17 protein-coding genes are annotated in these 21,998 nt (G+C 29.3%); 14 read left to right on the top strand and 3 right to left on the bottom strand.

What is annotated here, in order from left to right; all coding sequences use genetic code 11:
- Nucleotide 1: 1 nt before the first annotated feature.
- Entirely contained in the window at nucleotides 2-1,276 is a 1,275-nt protein-coding gene (locus BT997_RS10905; protein ID WP_072681930.1) for a thiolase family protein, read from the bottom strand.
- 9 nt (nucleotides 1,277-1,285) lie between these two features.
- Nucleotides 1,286-3,007 carry a long-chain fatty acid--CoA ligase gene (locus BT997_RS10900; protein WP_072681929.1) on the bottom strand — a complete coding sequence of 574 codons (1,722 nt, stop codon included), beginning with the start codon at nucleotides 3,005-3,007 and terminating at the stop codon, nucleotides 1,286-1,288.
- A 371-nt stretch (nucleotides 3,008-3,378) separates the two neighbouring features.
- Between BT997_RS10900 and BT997_RS10895 the strand changes: the two genes are divergently transcribed.
- The 3 genes from BT997_RS10895 (at nucleotide 3,379) to BT997_RS10885 (ending at nucleotide 7,584) form a co-directional block, all read left to right on the top strand.
- Nucleotides 3,379-5,952, top strand: coding sequence for a bifunctional aconitate hydratase 2/2-methylisocitrate dehydratase (locus BT997_RS10895; RefSeq protein WP_072681928.1), 2,574 nt, complete (start codon nucleotides 3,379-3,381; stop codon nucleotides 5,950-5,952).
- Nucleotides 5,953-6,101: 149 nt separating this feature from the next.
- Nucleotides 6,102-6,692, top strand: coding sequence for a TetR/AcrR family transcriptional regulator (locus BT997_RS10890; protein ID WP_072681927.1), 591 nt, complete (start codon nucleotides 6,102-6,104; stop codon nucleotides 6,690-6,692).
- On the top strand, nucleotides 6,682-7,584 hold the full coding sequence (locus tag BT997_RS10885) for a Ni/Fe hydrogenase (protein ID WP_072681926.1): 903 nt from the start codon (nucleotides 6,682-6,684) through the stop codon (nucleotides 7,582-7,584). The genes BT997_RS10890 and BT997_RS10885 overlap by 11 nt, the downstream gene beginning before the upstream one ends.
- On the opposite strand, the gene BT997_RS10880 is transcribed toward BT997_RS10885, so the two are convergent.
- Nucleotides 7,573-8,220, bottom strand: coding sequence for a transglutaminase-like cysteine peptidase (locus tag BT997_RS10880; RefSeq protein ID WP_072681925.1), 648 nt, complete (start codon nucleotides 8,218-8,220; stop codon nucleotides 7,573-7,575). The two genes, BT997_RS10885 and BT997_RS10880, sit on opposite strands and share 12 nt — an antisense overlap.
- A gap of 107 nt (nucleotides 8,221-8,327) precedes the next feature.
- Between BT997_RS10880 and BT997_RS10875 the strand changes: the two genes are divergently transcribed.
- The 11 genes from BT997_RS10875 to BT997_RS10825 all read left to right on the top strand — a co-directional run bounded on the left by BT997_RS10875 (nucleotide 8,328) and on the right by BT997_RS10825 (nucleotide 21,990).
- Complete coding sequence (locus BT997_RS10875) at nucleotides 8,328-9,683, top strand: nickel-dependent hydrogenase large subunit (protein ID WP_072681924.1); 1,356 nt, start codon at nucleotides 8,328-8,330, stop codon at nucleotides 9,681-9,683.
- Between the two features lie 276 nt (nucleotides 9,684-9,959).
- Nucleotides 9,960-11,201, top strand: coding sequence for a hydrogenase small subunit (locus tag BT997_RS10870; protein WP_072681923.1), 1,242 nt, complete (start codon nucleotides 9,960-9,962; stop codon nucleotides 11,199-11,201).
- Nucleotides 11,201-12,937 (top strand): nickel-dependent hydrogenase large subunit, encoded by a 1,737-nt coding sequence (locus tag BT997_RS10865; RefSeq protein WP_072681922.1) that lies wholly within the window; start codon nucleotides 11,201-11,203, stop codon nucleotides 12,935-12,937. Before BT997_RS10870 ends, BT997_RS10865 begins: the two co-directional genes overlap by 1 nt.
- A gap of 1 nt (nucleotide 12,938) precedes the next feature.
- Entirely contained in the window at nucleotides 12,939-13,664 is a 726-nt protein-coding gene (locus tag BT997_RS10860) for a cytochrome b/b6 domain-containing protein (RefSeq protein WP_072681981.1), read from the top strand.
- A 127-nt stretch (nucleotides 13,665-13,791) separates the two neighbouring features.
- The gene (locus BT997_RS10855; RefSeq protein WP_072681921.1) at nucleotides 13,792-14,367 is read left to right on the top strand and encodes a HyaD/HybD family hydrogenase maturation endopeptidase; all 576 of its coding nucleotides are present in this window, start codon (nucleotides 13,792-13,794) and stop codon (nucleotides 14,365-14,367) included.
- Complete coding sequence (locus BT997_RS10850; RefSeq protein ID WP_072681920.1) at nucleotides 14,358-15,893, top strand: hypothetical protein; 1,536 nt, start codon at nucleotides 14,358-14,360, stop codon at nucleotides 15,891-15,893. Before BT997_RS10855 ends, BT997_RS10850 begins: the two co-directional genes overlap by 10 nt.
- Before the next feature lie 310 nt (nucleotides 15,894-16,203).
- On the top strand, nucleotides 16,204-17,367 hold the full coding sequence (locus tag BT997_RS10845) for a hydrogenase small subunit (protein ID WP_072681919.1): 1,164 nt from the start codon (nucleotides 16,204-16,206) through the stop codon (nucleotides 17,365-17,367).
- A gap of 2 nt (nucleotides 17,368-17,369) precedes the next feature.
- Entirely contained in the window at nucleotides 17,370-19,100 is a 1,731-nt protein-coding gene (locus BT997_RS10840; protein WP_072681918.1) for a nickel-dependent hydrogenase large subunit, read from the top strand.
- A gap of 14 nt (nucleotides 19,101-19,114) precedes the next feature.
- Nucleotides 19,115-19,786, top strand: a complete 672-nt coding sequence (gene cybH, locus BT997_RS10835; protein ID WP_072681917.1) for a Ni/Fe-hydrogenase, b-type cytochrome subunit — start codon at nucleotides 19,115-19,117, stop codon at nucleotides 19,784-19,786.
- Nucleotide 19,787: 1 nt separating this feature from the next.
- Nucleotides 19,788-20,351, top strand: a complete 564-nt coding sequence (locus BT997_RS10830) for a HyaD/HybD family hydrogenase maturation endopeptidase (protein WP_072681916.1) — start codon at nucleotides 19,788-19,790, stop codon at nucleotides 20,349-20,351.
- Nucleotides 20,335-21,990 (top strand): hypothetical protein, encoded by a 1,656-nt coding sequence (locus BT997_RS10825; protein ID WP_072681915.1) that lies wholly within the window; start codon nucleotides 20,335-20,337, stop codon nucleotides 21,988-21,990. The genes BT997_RS10830 and BT997_RS10825 overlap by 17 nt, the downstream gene beginning before the upstream one ends.
- The last annotated feature ends 8 nt before the right edge of the window (nucleotides 21,991-21,998 follow it).

Below are 21,998 nucleotides of genomic sequence, written 5' to 3'. Positions count from 1 at the left end.
CTTACACCTCCACTAAAAATGAGGCACCTTGTCCACCACCAACACAAAGTGTGGCTAGACCAGTTTTCTTACCTCTTCTTTTTAATTCTTTAATAGTATGAAGAACAATTCTTGTTCCACTCATACCAACAGGGTGCCCTAAGGCAATTCCTCCACCATTTACATTTAAAATATCTGGATTTATTTCTCCTAAAGGAGTACTATTTAGATGTTTTTTGAAATAATCAACAGATTTAAATGCCTCCATATTTGCAATAACTTGTGCTGCAAAGGCTTCATTTAATTCTATTAAATCTATATCTTCTAGTTTTGTTCCAGTTTTATCAAAAAGTTTCTTTGTTGCATATGTTGGACCTAATCCCATTCTTGAAGCATCTAGTCCTGCGTATGCATAATCTTTTATAAATCCAATTGGTTCAACACCTAATTCTTTTGCTTTAGATTCTGTAGTTAAAATTAACATAGCTGCACCATCTGAAACTTGTGATGAGTTTCCTGCGGTTACTGTTCCACTTATTCTATCAAATATTGGTCTTAATTTTTCTAAAGCTTGAATAGTTTGATTTAATCTAATCCCATCATCATCTGAAAAGGAAGTATCTTTTGTCATAATTGGATGAATTTCTTCGGCTAATATTCCAGCTTCTTGTGCTCTTTGAGCTTTATGATGCGAATTTAAAGCAAATTCATCTTGAGCTTCTTTACTAATTTTAAAATCATTTGCAAGATTTTCTGCTGTAACTCCCATGATTTTACCAGAGATTGGATCAGTTAAACCAGTAATTAATGCAATAATTGGTTTTAAAAAACTAGGTCTAAAAGTTGATAATATTTTTAATCTTTGGGATGTAGTTTTTGCGTAAGATAATTTTGTGACAAAGTCTTTAAACTGGTCATTATAAAGTAGGGGAATACTACTCATCGATTCTACTCCACCAGCTAAGTATATTTCACCTTGTCCTGTTTCTATTTTTTCAATTGATGAAGATATAGATTGCATTCCTGAAGCACAATTTCTATGAACAGTATAAGCAATAGTACTTTCTGGAAAACCAGCTCTAATTGCTAAAACTCTTGCCATATTTGCTGCATTTACAGGTTGTGCTACATTTCCAATAATCACTTCATCAAATCTATCATAGTCGATATTATTTTTAAGAACTAATTCCTTTGCGATAATAGCTCCAAGCGTATCAGCACCTAGTTTTTCTAATTTACCATTTGCTTTAGCAATAGGACTTCTAAGTCCATCAATAATAGCTATTCTCTCCTTCATAACAAACTCCTAATACATTTTATTTATAACTTCTTCATATTTCTCTTCGATAACATTTCTACAAATTTTCATTGAAGGAGTTAATTCTCCACCTTCAATTGATATATCATTTGTAACAATAGTATATTGAATAATTTTCTCCCACTCATTAACGTTTTTGTTAATTATTTTTATGTCATTTTTAATACTTTTATGTACTTTATCTTGATTATAGTACTCTTCAATTGTTAATTGTTTATTTAGTATATCATTATTATATATATCTTTATCAATAAAAAGTAAGCAAGAAACATATTTTTTATTATTTGCTATTATTGTTGCAAATTCAATATATTTGTTTTTTGATAAAGCTTGCTCAATTGGTATTGTAGAAACATAATTTCCTGTTGAAAGTTTATAAATATCTTTTTTCCTACTTTGGATATAAACATATCCATCTTCGTCAATACTTGCTAAATCACCTGTATAAAGCCAACCATCTTTATCAATTGTTTTTGCTGTTAGTTCATCATTATTTAAATAGCCTTTCATAATAGAATCCCCACGTGCTAAAAGTTCTCCATCATTTGTTATTTTTACTTCTACACTAGGAATTGGTCTACCACTTGAACCAACTTTATTTGCACCTGGAATATTAGTTGTAATAACAGGAGAACTTTCTGTTAATCCATAACCTTGATAAATAGGAATACCAATATTTAGGAAAAATTGAGCAATCTCTTTATTAAGTGGAGCTCCCCCTGAGACTAGTTTTGTAATTCTTCCTCCAAAAATATCTCTTAATTTACTATATACAATTTTATTAAATACTTTAAATAAAAATGTCTCTTTATTCATATTTTCATTAAGTGCATAATTAAATGCCTTTTTTGCAATAAATCTGGAAATAAAAGGTTTAGCATCAATATTCATTTTGATTTTGAAAAATATTTTTTCTAATAATCTTGGAACTACAGTCATCATAGTAGGACGAACAACTTTTAAAAGATTACTAACATTTGGTATTTCATCCACAAAATATATTGATACACCTTTATTTAAATAAAAGCTCATTACCATTCTTTCAAATATATGTGCTAGAGGTAGAAGTGATAAAATTACTTCATCTTCTGGTAGTTCTAATATTTTATTTACATCATGTATTTGATTGATTATATTTTTATGTGTTAGTTGAACACCTTTTGGAGTACCCGTGTTTCCACTTGTATATATGATAGAAAAAGTATCTTCTTCTTTTGGAGTATTTTGCTCTAAATCATATATATCACATTTTACAGTACTCATTACAAAAATGTCATCTAAATTATGAAAGCCTTCTTCTTTGATACAAAAATTGTGAGTAATAAATGTTACATCATGTTTTATATCATCTAATCTTTCTATAGAGTCTATAAAAACATATTTGATTTTTGCATCTTCTATTTCAAAATTTAAATTTTGAGTAGATATATTGTCAAATATAGGAACAGAGATTGCTCCAATTTTATGAATTGCAAAATCAAATATTAACCAAAAAGGCGAAGACTTTGCAAAAATTGCAATTGTGTCACCTTTATTAATACCCATCTTTTTTAATGCAATTGCAAGACAAATAACTTTTTCTTTAAATTCATTTACTGAAATAGATTTATATGTACCATTCTCTAAATAATTTAGAAAATTTGGATTTGTGTAAGTAGTTGTTATAAAATCAAACAACTCATTATAAGTTTTAAAGCTATATGAATACATGTTAATTCCTTATAACTAGATTTTTAATTCTAACATTATAATAAAAAGGAAAAAGAAAGTTTTTATTTAATTTAAAAGATTAAGAAAATAATTATATTAGGAGATGTACAAAATGTATTTCATTGTACAAAAATTGTACATCATATTTTTATTAAACATTAACATTAGCTAAAATGAAAATATCTATTGTAAAATTTAATGCTTTTTATAGTCTTTAAGTATCTATTTTTAGTGATTTTGAGTCTATTTTTATTACTTTTAGTAACTTTTATTAGTGAATAAGAAAATTGTATCATAGTTTACAAAAATTGTACATTAGTGTATATGAACATTATGCTATACTAGGCCTACAAATTTATTAGGAGATGTATATGAGTCTATTAGCTACTTATAAAGCACATACAGAAGAAAGATTAAATGAAGGTGGATTACCACCATTAGCATTAACTGCTGAACAAACTGCAGATTTAGTTGAATTATTAAAAGCAAATTCAGTTGAAGAAGCAGATTACTGTTTAGAACTATTCAAAAATAAAATCAACCCAGGTGTTGATGATGCTGCATACGTAAAAGCTGCATTTTTAAATGATGTTGTTCAAGGAAATACTACATGTTCAGTAATTACTAAAACTGAAGCTGTAGAAATTTTAGGAACAATGATGGGTGGATTTAATGTTTCTCCATTAATTGATGCACTTAAAATTGATGAAGTAGCACAAAGTGCTGCAGAGCAATTAAAAAATACTATCTTAGTATATGATGCATTCAATGACGTTAAAGATTTAATGGATGCTGGAAATGCAAAAGCAAAAGAAGTTATCGAATCATGGGCAAATGCTGAGTGGTTTACTAACAAACCTGCACTAGAAGAAGAAATTAAATTAACTGTTTACAAAATTCCTGGTGAAACAAATACAGATGATTTATCTCCTGCAACTGTTGCATTTACTAGATCTGATATTCCGTTACATGCAACTGCGATGTTACAATCAAGAATGGAAAATCCATTAGATACAATGAAAGCTCTTAAAGAAAAAGGTAATCCATTAGCATACGTTGGTGATGTTGTTGGTACTGGTTCTTCAAGAAAATCTGGGATTAACTCAGTTCAATGGCACATGGGTAGAGATATTCCAGGTGTTCCAAACAAAAGAACAGGTGGTGTTGTAATTGGTGATATTATCGCTCCAATTTTCTTCAATACTGCAGAAGATTCAGGATGTTTACCAATTCAAGCTCCAGTTGCAAATCTTGAAACTGGTGATGAAATTGTTCTTAAACCATATGCTGGTGTAATTGAAAAAAATGGTGAAGTTGTTTCTGAATTCAATTTAGCTCCAAACACATTAACTGATGAAATGAGAGCTGGTGGAAGAATTCCATTAATTATTGGTAAAGGTCTTACTGTTAAAGCTAGAGAAACTTTAGGTTTATCTGCTACTGAAGCATTTGTTGCACCTGAGCAGCCTTCTGATAATGGTAAAGGATTTACTCAAGCACAAAAAATGGTTGGTAGAGCTTGTGGTATAGAAGGTGTTAAACCTGGTATGTACGTTGAGCCTATTGCAACTACTGTTGGTTCTCAAGATACAACTGGACCAATGACAAGAGATGAGATTAAAGAATTAGCAGCACTTAGCTTTGGTGCTGATATGGTTATGCAATCATTCTGTCACACTGCTGCATATCCAAAACCAGCAGATATCAAATTAAGACATACTTTACCTGATTTCATCAACTCTAGAGGTGGTGTTACATTAAGACCAGGTGATGGTGTTATTCACTCTTGGTTAAATAGATTATGTTTACCAGATACTGTTGGTACTGGTGGAGATTCTCATACTAGATTCCCTATTGGTATTTCATTCCCAGCTGGTTCTGGTCTTATTGCATTTGCTGGTGTTACTGGTGCTATGCCATTAACTATGCCAGAATCTGTACTTGTTAAATTCAAAGGTGAAATGCAACCAGGAATTACTTTAAGAGACTTAGTAAATGCTATTCCATACCAAGCTATTCAAGATGGTTTATTAACTGTTGAGAAAAAAGGTAAGAAAAATGTATTCGCTGGAACAATTATTGAGATTGCTGGTTTACCTGACTTAAAAGTTGAGCAAGCATTTGAATTATCTGATTCAGCAGCAGAAAGATCAGCAGCAGCTTGTTCTGTACAATTAGATAAAGAACCAATTATTGAGTACTTATCTTCAAACATCGCATTAATTGAAAAAATGATTGAAGAAGGTTATGAAGATGCTAGAACTCTTCAAAGAAGAGCTGACAAAATGAAAGAATGGTTAGCTAACCCTGAGTTATTACAACCAGATGCAGATGCTGAATACAAAGCAGTAATTGAAATTGATTTAAATACAATTACTGAGCCATTATTAGCTTGTCCAAATGATCCAGATGATGTTGATACTTTAACTAGCATTTTAGCTGACGATAAAAGAATTAAGAATATTGACGAAGTATTCGTAGGTTCTTGTATGACTAATATCGGATTATTTAGAGCTTTAGGTGAAGTACTTAAAGGTGAAGGTGAAGTTCCTACTAAATTATGGGTTGCACCACCAACGAAAATGGATAAAGAACAATTAACAGAAGAGGGTTACTACTCAATTTTTGCAGCTGCAGGTGCAAGACTTGAAATTCCTGGTTGTTCATTATGTATGGGTAACCAAGCGCAAGTTTCTGAAGGTGCGGCAGTATTCTCAACTTCAACTAGAAACTTTGATAACAGATTAGGAAAAGGTTCTCAAGTTTACTTAGGATCTGCAGAAGTAGCAGCAGTAGCAGCACTTCTTGGAAGACTTCCATCTAAAGAAGAATATATGGAAATCGTACCTAAGAAAATCACTGAAGATAACAAAGATGGCGTTTATAAATACTTAAACTTCCACCAAGTTACTGGTGATCAATTAACTAACTTAGTTCACTCATAAGAATTATAAAACTCAAGCTTCAAGCTTGAGTTTTTATATATAATCTCACATAACTTTTATAGATATTTTTTTAAATAGTATGAACATTCATTTGGTATTAATTTTTATAATACTATAATTTAAAAAAAGTCCATACTTAAGGATATAACTTGTCAGCAAAAGAAGAAAAGAAGAATACCATAATTGAAAATTCTTTAAAACTTTTTTCAAAAAATGGTTTTTATAATACTACTATTCCCGATATTGCAAAATCAATGAAAATGAGTGTTGGAAATATGTATAATTATTTCAAATCAAAAGAAGAATTAGCAAAATATGCAATTAAGTATTCTACCAATGTTTTAGCAATTGAATTAAAAGAAATTAATAATATGGATATTTCTTCAAAAGAAAAAATTTATGTTTTCACAAAAAGATATTTACAGAGTGTTAAAAAATCTCCTGAAGTAATTGAATATTTTTTGAGAGTTTATCTTTCTAATAGAGAAGTTTTTAATGAAGGTTGTGAAGGTTTCTTATGTGTTAGTGAATTTGTAACAGAAGTTATGATTTTACTGGATGATGGTGCTGCAAAAAAAGAGTTTAGACAACAAGAATTTTTCCCAGCATTTGCAATGTTTATGGGAGCTTTAGGTGGTTTTGCATTTCTTTCAGGAGAAAAAGTTTTAGAAAAAGATGTTTTATCTTATTCTGATGCAGTTGCAGAAAATATCTATAGAGCTTTAAAGTATGAGGCTTAATCAAAAGAATAAACCAAAAGTATTATGGTTTCAAGCCATAACTTGTAATGGAAATACTCACTCTTTTCTAAGTTCAAATGATAATAGAATGAAACTATTTTTAGATAGTTTCGATCTAATTTATCATCCTTCCTTATCAGTTGATATTTCATTAAAAGATATTATAGAATCAGATGTAGAAATTGATTTTTTATTAGTTGAAGGTGCAATTACTTCAAATGAAAGGTTTTTTTCAATTTCAGGTGAAACAACAACTCTTTTATTAAATCAATTAGTTTCAAAATCAAAATATTTAATAGCTGTTGGTTCTTGTGCTTCTTATGGTGGTCTTCATGCAAAGTTTGAACAAAATGAAGATATAAAAGGGATTAGTGATTCATTAGATGTTGATAACTTATATTCTTTAAATCATCCTGTAATAAATTTAACTGGTTGTCCTGTCCATCCTGAATGGATTTTTCAAACTCTTTTTACACTAAAAGATTATAAAAAAATGCATTTAGATGAAGAAGGAAGACCAAAAGAGTTATATTATGGCTTAGCTCATCATGGTTGTACACGAAATGAATATTTTGAATGGAAAGTAGAATCCAAAACTTTTGGACTTAAAGAGGGCTGTCTTTTTTATGAACAAGGTTGTCGTGGTCCTATGACTCATTCTAATTGTAATAAAATTCTTTGGAATGAAGTAAATACAAAAACAAGAGTAGGAATGCCGTGTATTGGATGTACAGAGCTTGATTTTCCAAGAGATAATATGTTAGAAACAAAGAAAAATATTGGTATACCGGATCAAGTACCTTTAGGAATTAATAAACGTGCTTATTTATCCCTTACAGGTATTGCTAAAACTTTTAAAATAGATAGGCTTCATAAAAAATTAATTGACTAATTTTAATCTTATATTTTTTGATTTTAAATAAATCTCTGTCCATTTATAATTACTCAAAGTTTGTAAATCAGATGTTAGGTCAACTGCTTTATTTAAATCAATAGTTTTAAGAGTATAGAGTACTAATATATCATTTCTTACAGTTAATGGAAGAATTTTTTTATTAATATTATCTAAAATAAATACATCAGAAAATTGGTCTTCTTGATATGCTAAAACTAAGTGGTATTCATTATCATGTAAATTATGTAAAAGAGACAATTTAGATTCATCAATTCCTAGTTCTAGAAGTGTAAAGTATTTTGCAATAACAAAGTCTTCACAGTCACCACTACCTTTAAAAATAAACTCTTTTCTTGATGCCCAGTAGTCATTTTTTTTATAAACAGTCATATCACTTTTAAAATCATATTCATTAAACAGATCATTTACCGAAGTTAATTTTGTAAAATCGTCATCTACATTTTTAAGAGATTTTTTTAACATCATTAATTCGTTGATTCTATCTAATATAAAGTTCTTTTTTGAAGAATAGAGTATTTTTACAAAGTCATCATCCGTGATTCTTAAATCACTTAATGTTGAAGCGAATAAAAAATTTATTGTTAAAAAAGTAATTATTAATATTTTTTTCATAAGTTCATTATATTATAATATATTGATAATTATCTTAAAAATTTTATTTGCCTAATATAGGGGTATTATTGAAAGTATGCTAGAATCATTTTTTTTAAAGGGCTTAAATGAAAACTGTAGATTTAGTTGAAAGAATTGAAGGAGAAGCAAAACTAGCTTGTTCTTGGAAGAACAATATTATAAGTGATGCACGAATTGAATTTTTAAACTTTAGAGGTTTCGAACTGATTTTAGAAGGAAAGTCACCTTTAGATGCACTAATTTATACTCCTAGAATCTGTGGTATTTGTGGACAAGCCCATCTTCATACAACTGTAAATGCTTTAGAAAATATTTATGAAAATATTGGTGAAAAGCTAAATATCACTAAAAAAGCTAAGCTTTTAAGGGAAATAGGTTTAAATATTGAGATTATAGATTCTCATATAAAATGGTTTTATATGTTTATAATGCCAGATATAACCAATCTTTCAAATAGTGACTATAGTGATTATTCTGCTTTAAAAGGTAAAAAATGGATAAAAGCTTCAAGTGTAGCAAGTGAGACTATAAAATCTTTAGCAATTATTGGTGGTCAATGGCCTCATACTTCTTATATGTTACCAGGTGGAGTAGTTAGTGATCCAACTTTATTAGATTTAACATCGATGCAAAATTATTTAGACCAAGCTATTAAATTTTTTGAACATGATTTTGTCGGAGTAGATTTTGAAAAATATTTATCTTTTTCAGGATTAAAAGATGTAAATAAAATAAATGGTGATTTAAAAGATTTTGTTAATCTAAGTTTTGAAAATGATTTAGAGAAAATTGGAATGGCTTATGATAAACATATTGTGTTAGGAGAATCAACTCTATTTAAATCAGGAAGAATAAATAAAAGATTATCAACAAAAATTGATTTAAATAGAATTAGTGAAGATACAAATTATACTTTTAATATAGAAGAGAAAAATGATTCAAAAGATGCATATGGTTGGGCAAAAAATGTAAAATACTCAAATGAATTTTATGAAACAGGTCCATTATCAAGAGCTTTAGTACAAAGTAGAAAATTTATAAAAGAGATACATAAAGAGTATAGTGATTCAGTATTCACAAGGGTTATATCACGAATGGATGAGTTAGCACATCTTTTATATATGACAAAAGAATTGATAAAACAAGTAGATATTAGTGAAGAATCTTTTATTAAACCAAAAATTTCTTTGAGTGATATAAGTGAAGCTAAAGGTGTTGGTGTAGTTGAAGCTTGTAGAGGTTCTTTATTTCATGAAGTATCTATTAAAGAAGGAAAAATTGACAGCTACAATGTAATTACTCCTACTGTTTGGAATCTTGGACCTGGAGATAAAAGTAATTATTCTATTGCTCAAAAAGCAATTATTGGTAATACTTCAATTGAAAAAGCGAAAATAGTTTTACGTAGTTTTGATGTTTGTTCTGTTTGCACAACACATTAAATCAAATAAAATGTAACATAAAGTAACAAATCAATATAAAATAAGTGTGAATCTTTTAATTTATAATCCCTTACAAAAGTAAAACTCTTTTTACCAAAAAAAATAAAAATCCCAAAAATTAGACTCTTAAAAATTAGAAGTTTTTTATATGCTATTTTAATGCTACTAAGCCTATAAAACTAGTTGTTTAACATAAGTTTAACTTAAGCCTTGAAACGTTAATTTTACGATGAAAGTAAATGAATATTCATTTAGAAAAAAAGTAAGGAGAAGTATATGGTTGATTCTCAGGAAATGGTAAAAAAGGTTTTTACCCAAGACTCAGCAAGGGTAGATACAAACAAAGGTGATGCTTACTATAATTCACTTTTTGAAAAAGCAAAAAGTAGATTAGAGGCATTAAAAAAGCAGCCTGCTCTAAAAGACATCGATATGATGGAAGTAGTAGAGAGTGAAGGTGTAAATAGAAGAGATTTCATGAAATGGGCAAGTGCTACTACAGCTACATTGATGTTACCTCCTATGTTTACACCTTTAGTTGCTGAAGCTACAGAACTTATGAATAGAGTACCTGTAATTTGGATTGAGTTACAAGACTGTGCTGGTAACTCAGAAGCATTATTAAGATCTTCAACTCCTACTGTTGATGATTTATTATTTGATGTATTAAGTTTAGAATTTCATCATACTTTACAATCTGCATCTGGACATCAAGCTGAAGAACAACTTGAAGATGCAATACATCATTTTAAAGGTAAGTATTTATTATTTGTTGAAGGAGCAATACCTACTGCAATTAATGGTGGTTATGGAACAATTGGTGCAAGTGGAGAGACATTTCAAGAAAATTTAGAAAGATTATCTAAAGATGCTGCTGCTGTTGTTGCTGTTGGTTCATGTGCTACATATGGTGGTGTTCCTGCTGCTTCTCCAAATCCAACAGGTGCAGTTGGTGTAATGGATTTAGTTAAAGGTAAACCTGTAATCAATATTCCAGCCTGTCCTGCAAACCCAGCTAATATGGTTGGTGTAGTTTTACATTTTGTTTTAACTGGTCAAATTCCTGAATTAGACTCACTTTTAAGACCTAAATTTGCATTTGGTTATAGAATTCATGATAACTGTGAAAGAAGAGCACACTTTGATGCAGGTGAATTTGTAGAAGAGTGGGGTGATGAAGGTGCTAAAAACAACTTCTGTTTATATAAAGTTGGTTGTAAAGGACCAATGACATTTAATAACTGTTCTATAATTAGATATAACGATGGTGCAAACTGGCCAATTGGGGTAGGTCGTGGTTGTATTGGATGTTCTGAACCTGATTTCTGGGATAAATATGCTTATGAAAGACCAATGGCTGATGCAAATATAAAAGCTCCAACTGGTGGAGTTGAAAAAACAGTTGATGAGTTTGGTTTAGGGTTATTAACAGCAACAACAATTGGTATTGGTGTACATGCAGTGGCAAGTGCAGTAGCAGGGAAAAGAACAGTACATAGTGAAGATGGAGAAGAGTAATGAGTAAACACGTAGTAATAGATCCGATTACAAGAATCGAAGGACATTTAAGAATTGAAGCAGTAATTGATGATAACAATGTTATCCAAGAAGCTTACAGTTCTTCTACAATGTTCAGAGGTATCGAAGAAATTCTAAGAGGTAGAGACCCAAGAGACTGTGGTCTTCTAGCAATGAGAATTTGTGGTGTTTGTACTGGTACTCATTACCAAAGAAGTATTGAGGCAGTAGAACATGCATTTAATGTAACTATTCCAAAAAATGCAAGAATTGTTAGAAATTTAATGCAAGGTGGATTATACATCCATGACCATGTTGTTCATTTCTATCACTTACATGCTCTTGATTGGGTAGATATTACAAAAGCCTTAGAAGCTGATCCTAAAAAAGCTGTAGAAGAAGCTCAGAAGTGGGCTAAACTTTCAGGTCAAAGACCATGGAATGCATCTGAAGATGTATTTGCTGAAGTTCAAGAAAGAGTTACAAAATATGTTAAACAAGGTAGACTTGGTATATTTGGAAATGCTTATTGGGGAAGTAAAGCATACAAATTAACTCCTGAGCAGAACTTAATTGGTCTTTCTCATTATTTAGATGCTTTAGAATTACAAAGAGAAGTTGCAAAAGCGCAAGCAATTTTTGGTGGTAAGAATCCACATCCACAATCAATAGTTGTAGGTGGAGTAACTTGTGTTCAAGATATTAAAAATCCAGCAAGAGTTGCTGAGTTTAAAGATATTATTCAAAAAGCATTAAAGTTTACAAAGCAAGCTTATTTACCAGATGTTTATATGGCTGGAACAATGTATGCTGATGAAGCATTAGATGGAACTGGTGGTGGTTTAGGTAATTATATGTCATTTGGTGATTTTAATTTAGATGATACACCTTTCTATGAAGCTGCAAAATTATTCCCAAGTGGTGTAGTTATGAACAAAGACTTATCAAAAGTTTATGAGCTTGACCAAACTAAAATTACAGAAGATGTAACACATGCTTGGTATGAAGGTACTACAAACTTACATCCATATGATGGAGTAACTACTCCAAAGTATACAGGTTTTGGTAAAAAAGAAGATAATATTGCTTATCTTGATACTGATAAAAAGTATTCTTGGATTAAATCTCCGTTATATGATGATGAAAGAATGGAAGTAGGACCCCTTGCAAGAATGGTTGTTGGTGTTGCTAAAGGTGACGAGAAAATCACTAAATATGTTACGACATTCTTAAAGAATGGTAACTTACCAACAAAAGTTTTATTTTCTACAGTTGGAAGAACTGCCGCACGTGCAATTGAAACTGAAATGATGTGTGAAGAAGTTATTAAATGGTGTGATGAATTAGCTTCAAATGTTGCACATGGTGATTTATCGACTTGGACAGAATTTGATTTTGATACAGTATCAAAAGATGCGAAAGGTTTCGGTATGGCTGAAGCACCAAGGGGTGGATTAGGTCACTGGGTTAAAATCAAAGATGGAAAAGTAGAAAACTACCAAGCGGTTGTTCCTTCAACTTGGAATGCAGCTCCTAAAGATTATAAAGGAAGAATGGGTGCATATGAAGCTTCTTTAGTTGGTACTAAAGTTGTTAATCCAGATGAGCCTTTAGAAATTATTAGAACAGTTCATAGTTTTGACCCTTGTATTGCTTGTGCTGTACATATTGTGGATACAAAAGGAAAAGAATTAGCTGTTTATAAAGTAAACCCAGTAGGATCTAGCCGTGCCTAAGATGAAGCGGGTTGAGAGAATGACCCCAATCATGCGAACGATTCACTGGTTGAATGCATTTTGTATGATTGCTGCGGTTGCAACCGGGCTATATATTGGTCATCCATATTATCAAACATTTATTGCAGATCCTGCAGTAGATAAGTATGTGATGGCTTGGAACAGATGGGGACATTTTATTGTTGCCATTATATTTGATGTAACAGCAATTTTAATTGGTTATTTATATCTATTTTCTAGATTTGAAAAACCATATAAGAAAATTTTACCAACAAAGAAAAACTTTATTGAGTTTTGTGAAGTATTTTTTAACTTAATTACATTTAATAGAAGAAAGAAATTTGATTCTGAACATAGTGATAGTTATAATATTATGTTTTTTACTTTGTTTCATATTCTTTTAGTGTTTATGTTATTAACTGGACTTCAAATGTATGTACATGGTCTTGCTTCTGGGCAGAGTTCTATTGGTACTTGGTGGCCTGCATTATTGCATTTTGCTACAGATTGGACTTTAGAAGTATTTGGTGGAAATATGGGTGTTAGAATTGCTCATCATACTGCAATGTATATTTTACTTATGTGGGTTATGTCACATATTTATTACCAAGTTTGGAGAACAATTTTCTGGAGAGAGGGTGATATCAATATTGTATTTGGTGGAACTAAATTTGTTAATAAGAATATTGTTAATGAAAAAGGTGAAGTTGAAAATCACGGTAAATAACTTCCGTATTTTTACTTAAAACTAAATGGGCTATGGCTAAAATGTCATAGCCCATTTTTTCATGAAGATTTAAAGAAAATAAATAAAGTTTATTTTTTTTAAGTTTTTAAATATTAGAGGATTTTTTATGAAAAATATTGTAATTGGTGTTGGTAACGTTTTATTTAAAGATGAAGGTGTAGGAATTTATGCCTCTAAATATTTAGAAGAGAATTATGAATTTGATGGTAATTTGGAGATTATTGAAGGTGGAACATTAGGATTTAAACTAATGACATTTTTTCAAGAGTATGATAATGTAATTATTTTAGATACTGTATCAATTGAAGATAAAGCAGGTGAGATATTTAGACTTCCATCTGATGTTTTACTTGGACTTGGAACTTATAGAAAAACTGCACATGAAGTTGAAATTGTTGAGATGTTAGAAATATGTTCTGTATTGGATAAACATGCAGAAGTGACAATTTTAGGAATTATTCCAAAAGATATTGAGACTGTTGAAATTGGATTGACAGATGAGATTGAAGATAGATTTGAAGAATTAATTTTGCAAGCAGTTAAAGAAATTGAGAGTATTGGTATCAAAGCTACTAAAAAAAATAATAAAAGTATAAAAACAATCGCCCATGAATTAATAGGAAGTTATAATGGTGAACATTTAACTAGAATTCCAAATGAGGAAGACACTACATGGAACTAATTTATAAAGTAGATTTTAGCTCTACAAATTTTTATTTTAAACATATTATTGACGATTTAATTAAAGAATCAAAAGTTAAAGCCAAAACTAAAATGTATAGAGGTTTTATTTTAATCATATGTGATGATTCACAAGAAAATTTAGAAACGTTTTTTAGTTTATTAGAACAAAAATTGCCTCTTTCTATCTTCTTAAAAGGAGCATCTGTTATTGAAGAGTTTGATTTTGATGCACATGAAGAGTTAGAAGATAAAGAAGTGAAGGTTAACTTATCATTGCTTACAAATGATGAAATCAATGCTATTTTAGATGAAGCACCAATAGATTTTTCAAATGATATAAATAAGATAAAAGATGGTGGAATTTCAAGATTTGAAACTCATAATGGATTAAAAGATTTATTTTTACCTTCATGTAAATTAAGAGAAGAGTTCGAATCAAAAGATTATGAAGTAAAACTTTTAATTACAAATATAAATAATATTAAAAATCTTTTAGATATAGCACCAAAAGACTTACAATTGTTATGTTCAATAGAAAGACCTCTTGTAAAATTAAAGTTCAAACTTTTACAAAATGCAAATAAAGAGTATTCAAATACAAGATTTATTTATGCAAAAATTCCAGATGATAGGGAAACAGTTCTTTTTTCACAAGCTTTAAAAGAAGAAGGAATAGACTACCTTTTATATGTAAATGATGAAGTTTATCAAGATGGACTAAAAGTAACATACAATGATAAACAAAATATAGTTGTTCATGGAGAGAAAGGTTTATTCCCTAAATATGAATATACTTTAGGAAGAAAAGTAAATTCAAGCAATGATTATTTTGAAGAATATGGTTCTGTATATAAATCAGTACTTGCTCAGTACAATAAAAGAATAGTACCAACTATAGGAATTTATTTTTCATATCAAAGTGATGAATCTGGAATAAAAGTAAATGTACCAACAGTTGGTGAGAAAGATGTAATTCTAATTCCAAATGTAATCAATAATATTGATAATTGTTTAGAAGATATAAAGAGTATTGATGAGAATACTTATAGATTAATTGATAATTATAAAAATAAATTTCCAGAATTTTTTGAAAAAGAATTTGATGATAAAGATACAGATGGTTTTGAATCAATTTTAAATCATTTAGCATATTTACTTGGAATGAAAGATTACATAGAATTTGAAGATACAGCTTTATTGTTTAATGGAAAAAGTGGACTTCAAATTGATATGCATGTAGTTAAAATCGATGGCAAAAACTATCTTGATTATAGAAAAATTATTCAAAGTGCAATGAGTTATAAGATGGCAGGAGTAGAAGATACTATGATAGCTTATTCATTTTATGAAAGCTTAAGTGATTTTGTAACAGATAATGTATCAAAGATTAATTCAGAACTAAAAGCAAAAGATATAATTTTTTGTGGTAACATGTTTGCTAACTCAATTTTACTATCTAAATTAAAAAAATCTCTAAAAACATACAAAGTTTTAATCCCTGAAGAATATCCTATAGATTATTAAAAAATATTATAATATTTAGTACATAATTATGTATAAATTATGTACTAAAAATGTCTTTCTACTATCCTAAAAAGTCACGTTTATGCCACTTTAAAATATAAGTTTTAATTATTATATAAAAATATAAAAATTTCATTAGAATTTTATATAAAGTTAAGTTTAAGTCATGTAATATTTCAGTTATTTAAATGAATAATCATTCATTTGTTGATTTGGCTCAACTAAATTCTGTTTTGTTTTAAATAGAATACAATTCAATGAATGAATGAATGATTATTCATAAAAATATAAATCTTGAAAAGGAATCTATGTGAAAGATTTAAATTTATTTAACAGATTGTCTAAACGTTTAGAAGATTTAGAAAAACTTCCTAAATTAGATGACTCAAAATCTATACCAACAGTTTTAGAAGAAAAAGGTGTTAGTAGAAGAGATTTTATGAAGTGGGCTACTGCAGTTACTGCAATGCTTGCACTTCCTGGAAACTTCACTCCATTAGTAGCGAAGGCTGCAGAATTAAGTGATAGACTGCCAATAATTTGGTTACATATGGCAGAGTGTACTGGTTGTTCAGAATCACTTTTAAGAAGTGATGCTCCAACTATTGATTCATTGATTTTTGATTATATTTCATTAGAGTACCATGAAACATTAATGGCAAGTGCAGGTTGGCAAGCTGAACAAAATTTAGAGCATGCAATTGAAAAGTATAAGGGTAATTATATTCTTATGGTAGAGGGTGGAATACCAAGTGGTGAAAATGATTTCTATCTTACAATTGGTGGACATGGTAATACAGGTGAACATAGTGCTAAATTAGCATCTGAACATGCAAAAGCTATCTTTGCTATTGGTACCTGTTCTTCGTTTGGTGGAGTACAAGCTGCAATACCAAATCCAACAGGTGCAGTTGCTCTTTCAAAAGTTACAAATAAAAGTGTAATCAATGTACCTGGTTGTCCTCCAAGTGAAAAAAATATTGTAGGTACACTTTTACATTATATTCTTTATGGAACACTTCCCGCACTAGATGCATATAATAGACCAAAATGGGCTTATGGGCTAAGAATTCATGACTTATGTGAAAGAAGAGGTCATTTTGATGCAGGTGAATTTGTAGAAGAATTTGGTGATGAAGGTGCTAAAAAAGGTTACTGTTTATATAAAGTAGGTTGTAAAGGACCTTATACTTTTAATAACTGTTCTAAGAATAAATTTAATCAACATACTTCTTGGCCAATACAAGCAGGACATGGTTGTATTGGTTGTTCTGAACCGGACTTCTGGGATGCTATGGGGCCACTTGAAGAACCAGTTGCTGATAAATTATATAACACTGTATTTGGTGGTGGTGGAGCTGATGCTACTGCTGATAAAATTGGTGTTGGTATTTTAACAACTGCTGCAATTGGTATTGCTGCACATGCAGTTATTTCAAAAGTAAAAAATCCAAAAGAAGATGAGGAACATTAATCATGGCAAATAAAAGAGTAATCGTTGACCCAATTACTAGGATTGAGGGACACTTACGAATTGAAGTTGAAGTGGATGAAGATAATGTAATTCAAAATGCTTATTCTTCATCAACTTTATGGAGAGGTTTAGAGACTATTGTAAAAAATAGAGACCCAAGAGATGCAGGTTTTTTAATGCAAAGAATTTGTGGTGTATGTACATATTCACATTATAGAGCGGGTATTGAAGCAGTTGAAGATGCACTTAAAATAACACCTCCTTTAAATGCAAAACTAGTTAGGTCATTAATGAACCAAGCTCTGTTTATGCATGATCATGTTGTGCACTTTTATCATTTACATGGACTTGATTGGGTTGATGTTGTTTCTGCTCTTGATGCAGATCCTGCACTTGCTTCAAAAGAAGCATTTAAATATACAAAATACCCAATTGCAACTGGTGAAAATGATTTATTAAAAGTAAAAGATAGAGTAAAAGCTTTTGTTGATAAAGGTGAACTTGGACCATTTGCAAATGCATATTGGGGACATAAAACATTTAATCTTACACCTGAGCAAAATTTAATTGCACTTTCGCATTATCTTAAAGCACTAGAAGTACAAAGAACAGCAGCACAACTTATGGCGATGTTTGGTGGTAAACAACCACATCCTCAAAGTCTTACTGTTGGTGGTGTTACTTGTATTATGGATTTATTAGATCCATCTAGAATGGGTGAGTATTTAACTAAATATAAAGAAGTTGCAAATTTCATTGAACATGCATATTATGCAGATATTGTAATGGCAGGAAAAGCATTTGCTACAGAGCCTAGTGTTACAAGTGAAGCTGGAACTATGAATTTCATGTCTTATAAAGAGATGCAATTAAATAGAACAGAGTATCTTTTTGATACTGGTATTATTATGAATGGAGATTTATCAAAAGTTCATCCAATAAATGAAGATTTAATTACAGAAGAAGCGACGCATTCTTGGTATGCTGATGATGAACCTTTACATCCATATGATGGAAAAACAAATCCTAAATATACTGGATTAAATGAAAATATGACTATTGGTCCTGATGGAAAAGAAATTCATAGTAAAACTGTAGATGAAAAAGGTAAATACTCTTGGATTAAATCACCAAGATATGATGGTAAAGCTATGGAAGTAGGTCCTTTAGCAGCTGTATTAGTTTCTTATGCAAGTGGAAATAAAAAAATTAAAAAAGTTGTAGATGAATTCTTAGCAACTACAGGTTTACCAACTGAAGCATTATTTACTACTTTAGGTAGAACTGCTGCAAGAGCTTTACAAACAAAAGCAATCATTGATAATGGTTTAGAAACATTTAATACTTTAATTGAAAATTTAAAAGTTGACCAAGATACTTGTGCTACATATCATATTGATAAAGATAAAGAGTATAAAGGAAGATTTATTGGGGATGTTCCAAGAGGAATGTTATCTCATTGGATTAGAATTAAAAATGGTGTAGTTGAAAACTATCAAGCTGTTGTTCCTTCAACTTGGAATGCAGGACCTGAAGATTCTAGAGGATTAAAAGGTCCATATGAATCAAATCTAATTGGAATGAAAGTTCAAGATATTTCACAACCTCTTGAAATTATTAGAGTTATTCATAGTTTTGACCCTTGTATTGCTTGTGCTGTTCATGTTATGGATACTAAAGGTAAAGATTTAGGAACATATAAAGTTGATCCTGTTTACGGTAGTAGTTGTTAAAAAAAGGATAACAAATGATTGAAAAGAAGTACGAGTTTTCAGGGATTCTAAGATTTAATCACTGGGTAAGGGTTGTAACAATGTTAGTTCTTGTTGTAACTGGATTTTATATTGCAAATCCTTTTTTAACTCCTTATGTAAATAATGAACCAACTAATTTTATGAATGCTTTATGGAGGGCTTGGCATATTATTTTTGGATTTATTTTAATTGCATCAACAATGGTAAAAAGTTATCTTTTTATTTTTGATAGACATAGTAGAAATGAAAGAATGTCATTTTTTGATTTTATAAATCCAAAAGTGTGGATACAACAAATTAAATATTATATGTTAATTGGTGTGCATCCAGAGGCTAGGGGTATTTATAATCCTTTACAGTTTATTGCATACTTTATGATTTTTATAACACTATTTGTAATATCTATTACAGGGTTGATTCTTCATATGCATGTGTACCATGAAGGTTTTGGAGGAATGATCTTTGATATTTTAAGACCACTTGAAGTATGGATGGGTGGCTTGGCTGTTGTAAGAGAAGTTCATCATATTACGATGTGGGTTTTCTTATTGTTTATTCCTATTCATATTTATATGGCAGTATTTAACTCTGTTTATGGAAAATCTGGTGCTATGGATGCTATATTTAGTGGATATACATGGCATAAGAAAAAGAAGAAAGATTAGAATGAACATTTTAATATTAGGAATAGGAAATATCCTATTCCAAGATGAAGGGATAGGAGCTCATTTCATTCATTATTTAGATGAAAAATATGAGTTCTCTTCAGATAAAAATAGTGTAAGTATTCTAGATGGTGGAACTTTAGCTCAAAGATTGATTCCAGAAATTATCAAATATGATGAAGTTTTTGTAGTTGATTGTATTGACGCTTTAAATTCAAAAGCTGGTGACGTATACTTTTTTGACTTTTTAAATTCACCTGATGAGATTGATTGGCAAGGAAGTGCTCATGAAGTTGAAATGCTTCAAACTCTTAATATGATTAAGATGAATGGTGATTTGCCTTCTACAAATGTATTAGGAGTAATTCCTAAAAGAGTTGCTGATGATACAACATTTGAATTGAGTGATGAAATTATAAAAGCTGTTATTACAATGGAAGATACAATTATAAAAGCATTAAAAGATTTAGATATAAAAACAAAGATAAAAAAAGAAGATATCACAATAGAAGAGATATCAAAAATTTCATTTAAAAGGGATATTCTTCATGGTCCTAGAATATAAATTTGAATACCTTTCAAATAATAATACATTAGTGACTTTTCTTGATAATATTTTAAAAAAACGAGATGTTAATTATAAAATATTAAGAGATGAAAATTATATATTTTTATATATAGAAGATGAAGATAAAAAATTATTAACTGTATCTGATATTTTATCAAATGAGTTACCCATGTCAATATTCTTAAAAAATTTTACATTAGAAGTTGTACCAGAAATACCAAAAAAAGATTATACCTTAACTCTAAATGAATTAAAACTGCCACATTGTTCAAATTGTTTAGTAAATATTGAAAATGAAGAATCAACCGACTTCTATAATCCTTTTTTCGATTGTGATATTTGTGGTACAACCTGTGATGTAAGTAATTTGAAGTTTTTAAAAAATGGTGAAGAAATAAAATATAAAAACTATAAAGAACTATTTGCAATGCTTGCCTTAAAAATAAGTGAAAATAATAAAATTAAAATTAAAACTTCTAATGGTGATTTTGTTTATAGTAAATTAAATAAAGAATTAAATGAAGACTCAAATATAATTTGTACAGATATAAATGAATTGTCAAGGTTAGTTGTTTCTACAAAAGAAAAAACAGTTGCACTTTTAAGTATAGAAAAACCTATAGTAAATTTTAATATCAATCAAGTCTATAAAAATAATAATAATCTTAATATTGATAAAATCAATATTAGATATCCAAATAATTTGATTTTATATCTTTTATCCAAGGAATTAAGTAGATTTGGAATTTGTTTTCTTGAGTATGAAGAGTCTAAAGATTATGATTGTGAATTAGTATATACAAGTACTGACGTTAAAAGTATAAGTCCAAAGATAGTAATTAATGACTCAAAAATAATGATTTTAGAAAATGAAAACTATGATAAAAAATTAGAAGAAATATATGATACTTTTGATGAAAAGGCAAAAGGTCAATTTATGGTTTTATTAGAAGAAAATAATTTATCAGATAAATCTATATTAAACCTTTTTAGTTCTACAAAATATGATGATAATATATGTTTGTATTCTAATAAGATTGATGGCATGCTTGATATATTAAATTATAAAATACCTGAAACAATCAAGTATATTTTTGAAGAAATTTCAAAAGATGAAATAGGAAAAAAATTAATAGAAAATTATAAAACAAAATTTCCAAATGAATATGAAAATGCACTAAATTATGATATCTCTAAATTTAAAAACAATTCTATTTTTTCATTATGGAATATTGCTGCAATTATATTGGGAATAAAAAAAGATGATAGTTCAAAAAATATTATTTTTGAAAATGCATCTAATGCAATTCTAGAAAAAGGTCCTCGGGTTGATTATAAGCTATTAGATTCTCAAAAGATTTTTAGTAGAGAATTTAATATTAATAAATTTATTCAAAGTGGTATAAGTTTTAAACTTGCAGGAGTTGATGATAAAACGTTAAGTTTAGGGTATGTAGAAAGCTTTTCTTACTATTTAGCAAATATTGTAGATGAAGTAAATAGTGAGTTTGAAATTGATGGAGTCTCTTTATGTGGAGATATGATTTCAAATGAGTTATTTTATAAATTAATTAAAAAAGCTATTACAAAAAATTTTAAAATATACTATAATAAGGACTTTCCAATACAAAAGTAAGAGAGTTT

The sequence above is a fragment of the Arcobacter sp. LA11 genome (assembly GCF_001895145.1).
Taxonomy (GTDB): domain Bacteria; phylum Campylobacterota; class Campylobacteria; order Campylobacterales; family Arcobacteraceae; genus Halarcobacter.
The sequence above is the reverse complement of the archived record's forward strand: the minus strand, read 5'-3'. Positions and strand labels throughout refer to the sequence as shown.

What these genes read in the sequence shown, in the direction of transcription:
- BT997_RS10905 (WP_072681930.1), bottom strand. Translation starts at nt 1,276, where the DNA reads ATGAAGGAGAGAATAGCTATTATTGATGGACTTAGAAGTCCTATTGCT.
- BT997_RS10900 (WP_072681929.1), bottom strand. Translation starts at nt 3,007, where the DNA reads ATGTATTCATATAGCTTTAAAACTTATAATGAGTTGTTTGATTTTATA.
- BT997_RS10895 (WP_072681928.1), top strand. Translation starts at nt 3,379, where the DNA reads ATGAGTCTATTAGCTACTTATAAAGCACATACAGAAGAAAGATTAAAT.
- BT997_RS10885 (WP_072681926.1), top strand. Translation starts at nt 6,682, where the DNA reads ATGAGGCTTAATCAAAAGAATAAACCAAAAGTATTATGGTTTCAAGCC.
- BT997_RS10880 (WP_072681925.1), bottom strand. Translation starts at nt 8,220, where the DNA reads ATGAAAAAAATATTAATAATTACTTTTTTAACAATAAATTTTTTATTC.
- BT997_RS10875 (WP_072681924.1), top strand. Translation starts at nt 8,328, where the DNA reads ATGAAAACTGTAGATTTAGTTGAAAGAATTGAAGGAGAAGCAAAACTA.
- BT997_RS10870 (WP_072681923.1), top strand. Translation starts at nt 9,960, where the DNA reads ATGGTTGATTCTCAGGAAATGGTAAAAAAGGTTTTTACCCAAGACTCA.
- BT997_RS10865 (WP_072681922.1), top strand. Translation starts at nt 11,201, where the DNA reads ATGAGTAAACACGTAGTAATAGATCCGATTACAAGAATCGAAGGACAT.
- BT997_RS10860 (WP_072681981.1), top strand. Translation starts at nt 12,939, where the DNA reads ATGAAGCGGGTTGAGAGAATGACCCCAATCATGCGAACGATTCACTGG.
- BT997_RS10855 (WP_072681921.1), top strand. Translation starts at nt 13,792, where the DNA reads ATGAAAAATATTGTAATTGGTGTTGGTAACGTTTTATTTAAAGATGAA.
- BT997_RS10850 (WP_072681920.1), top strand. Translation starts at nt 14,358, where the DNA reads ATGGAACTAATTTATAAAGTAGATTTTAGCTCTACAAATTTTTATTTT.
- BT997_RS10840 (WP_072681918.1), top strand. Translation starts at nt 17,370, where the DNA reads ATGGCAAATAAAAGAGTAATCGTTGACCCAATTACTAGGATTGAGGGA.
- cybH (WP_072681917.1), top strand. Translation starts at nt 19,115, where the DNA reads ATGATTGAAAAGAAGTACGAGTTTTCAGGGATTCTAAGATTTAATCAC.
- BT997_RS10830 (WP_072681916.1), top strand. Translation starts at nt 19,788, where the DNA reads ATGAACATTTTAATATTAGGAATAGGAAATATCCTATTCCAAGATGAA.
- BT997_RS10825 (WP_072681915.1), top strand. Translation starts at nt 20,335, where the DNA reads ATGGTCCTAGAATATAAATTTGAATACCTTTCAAATAATAATACATTA.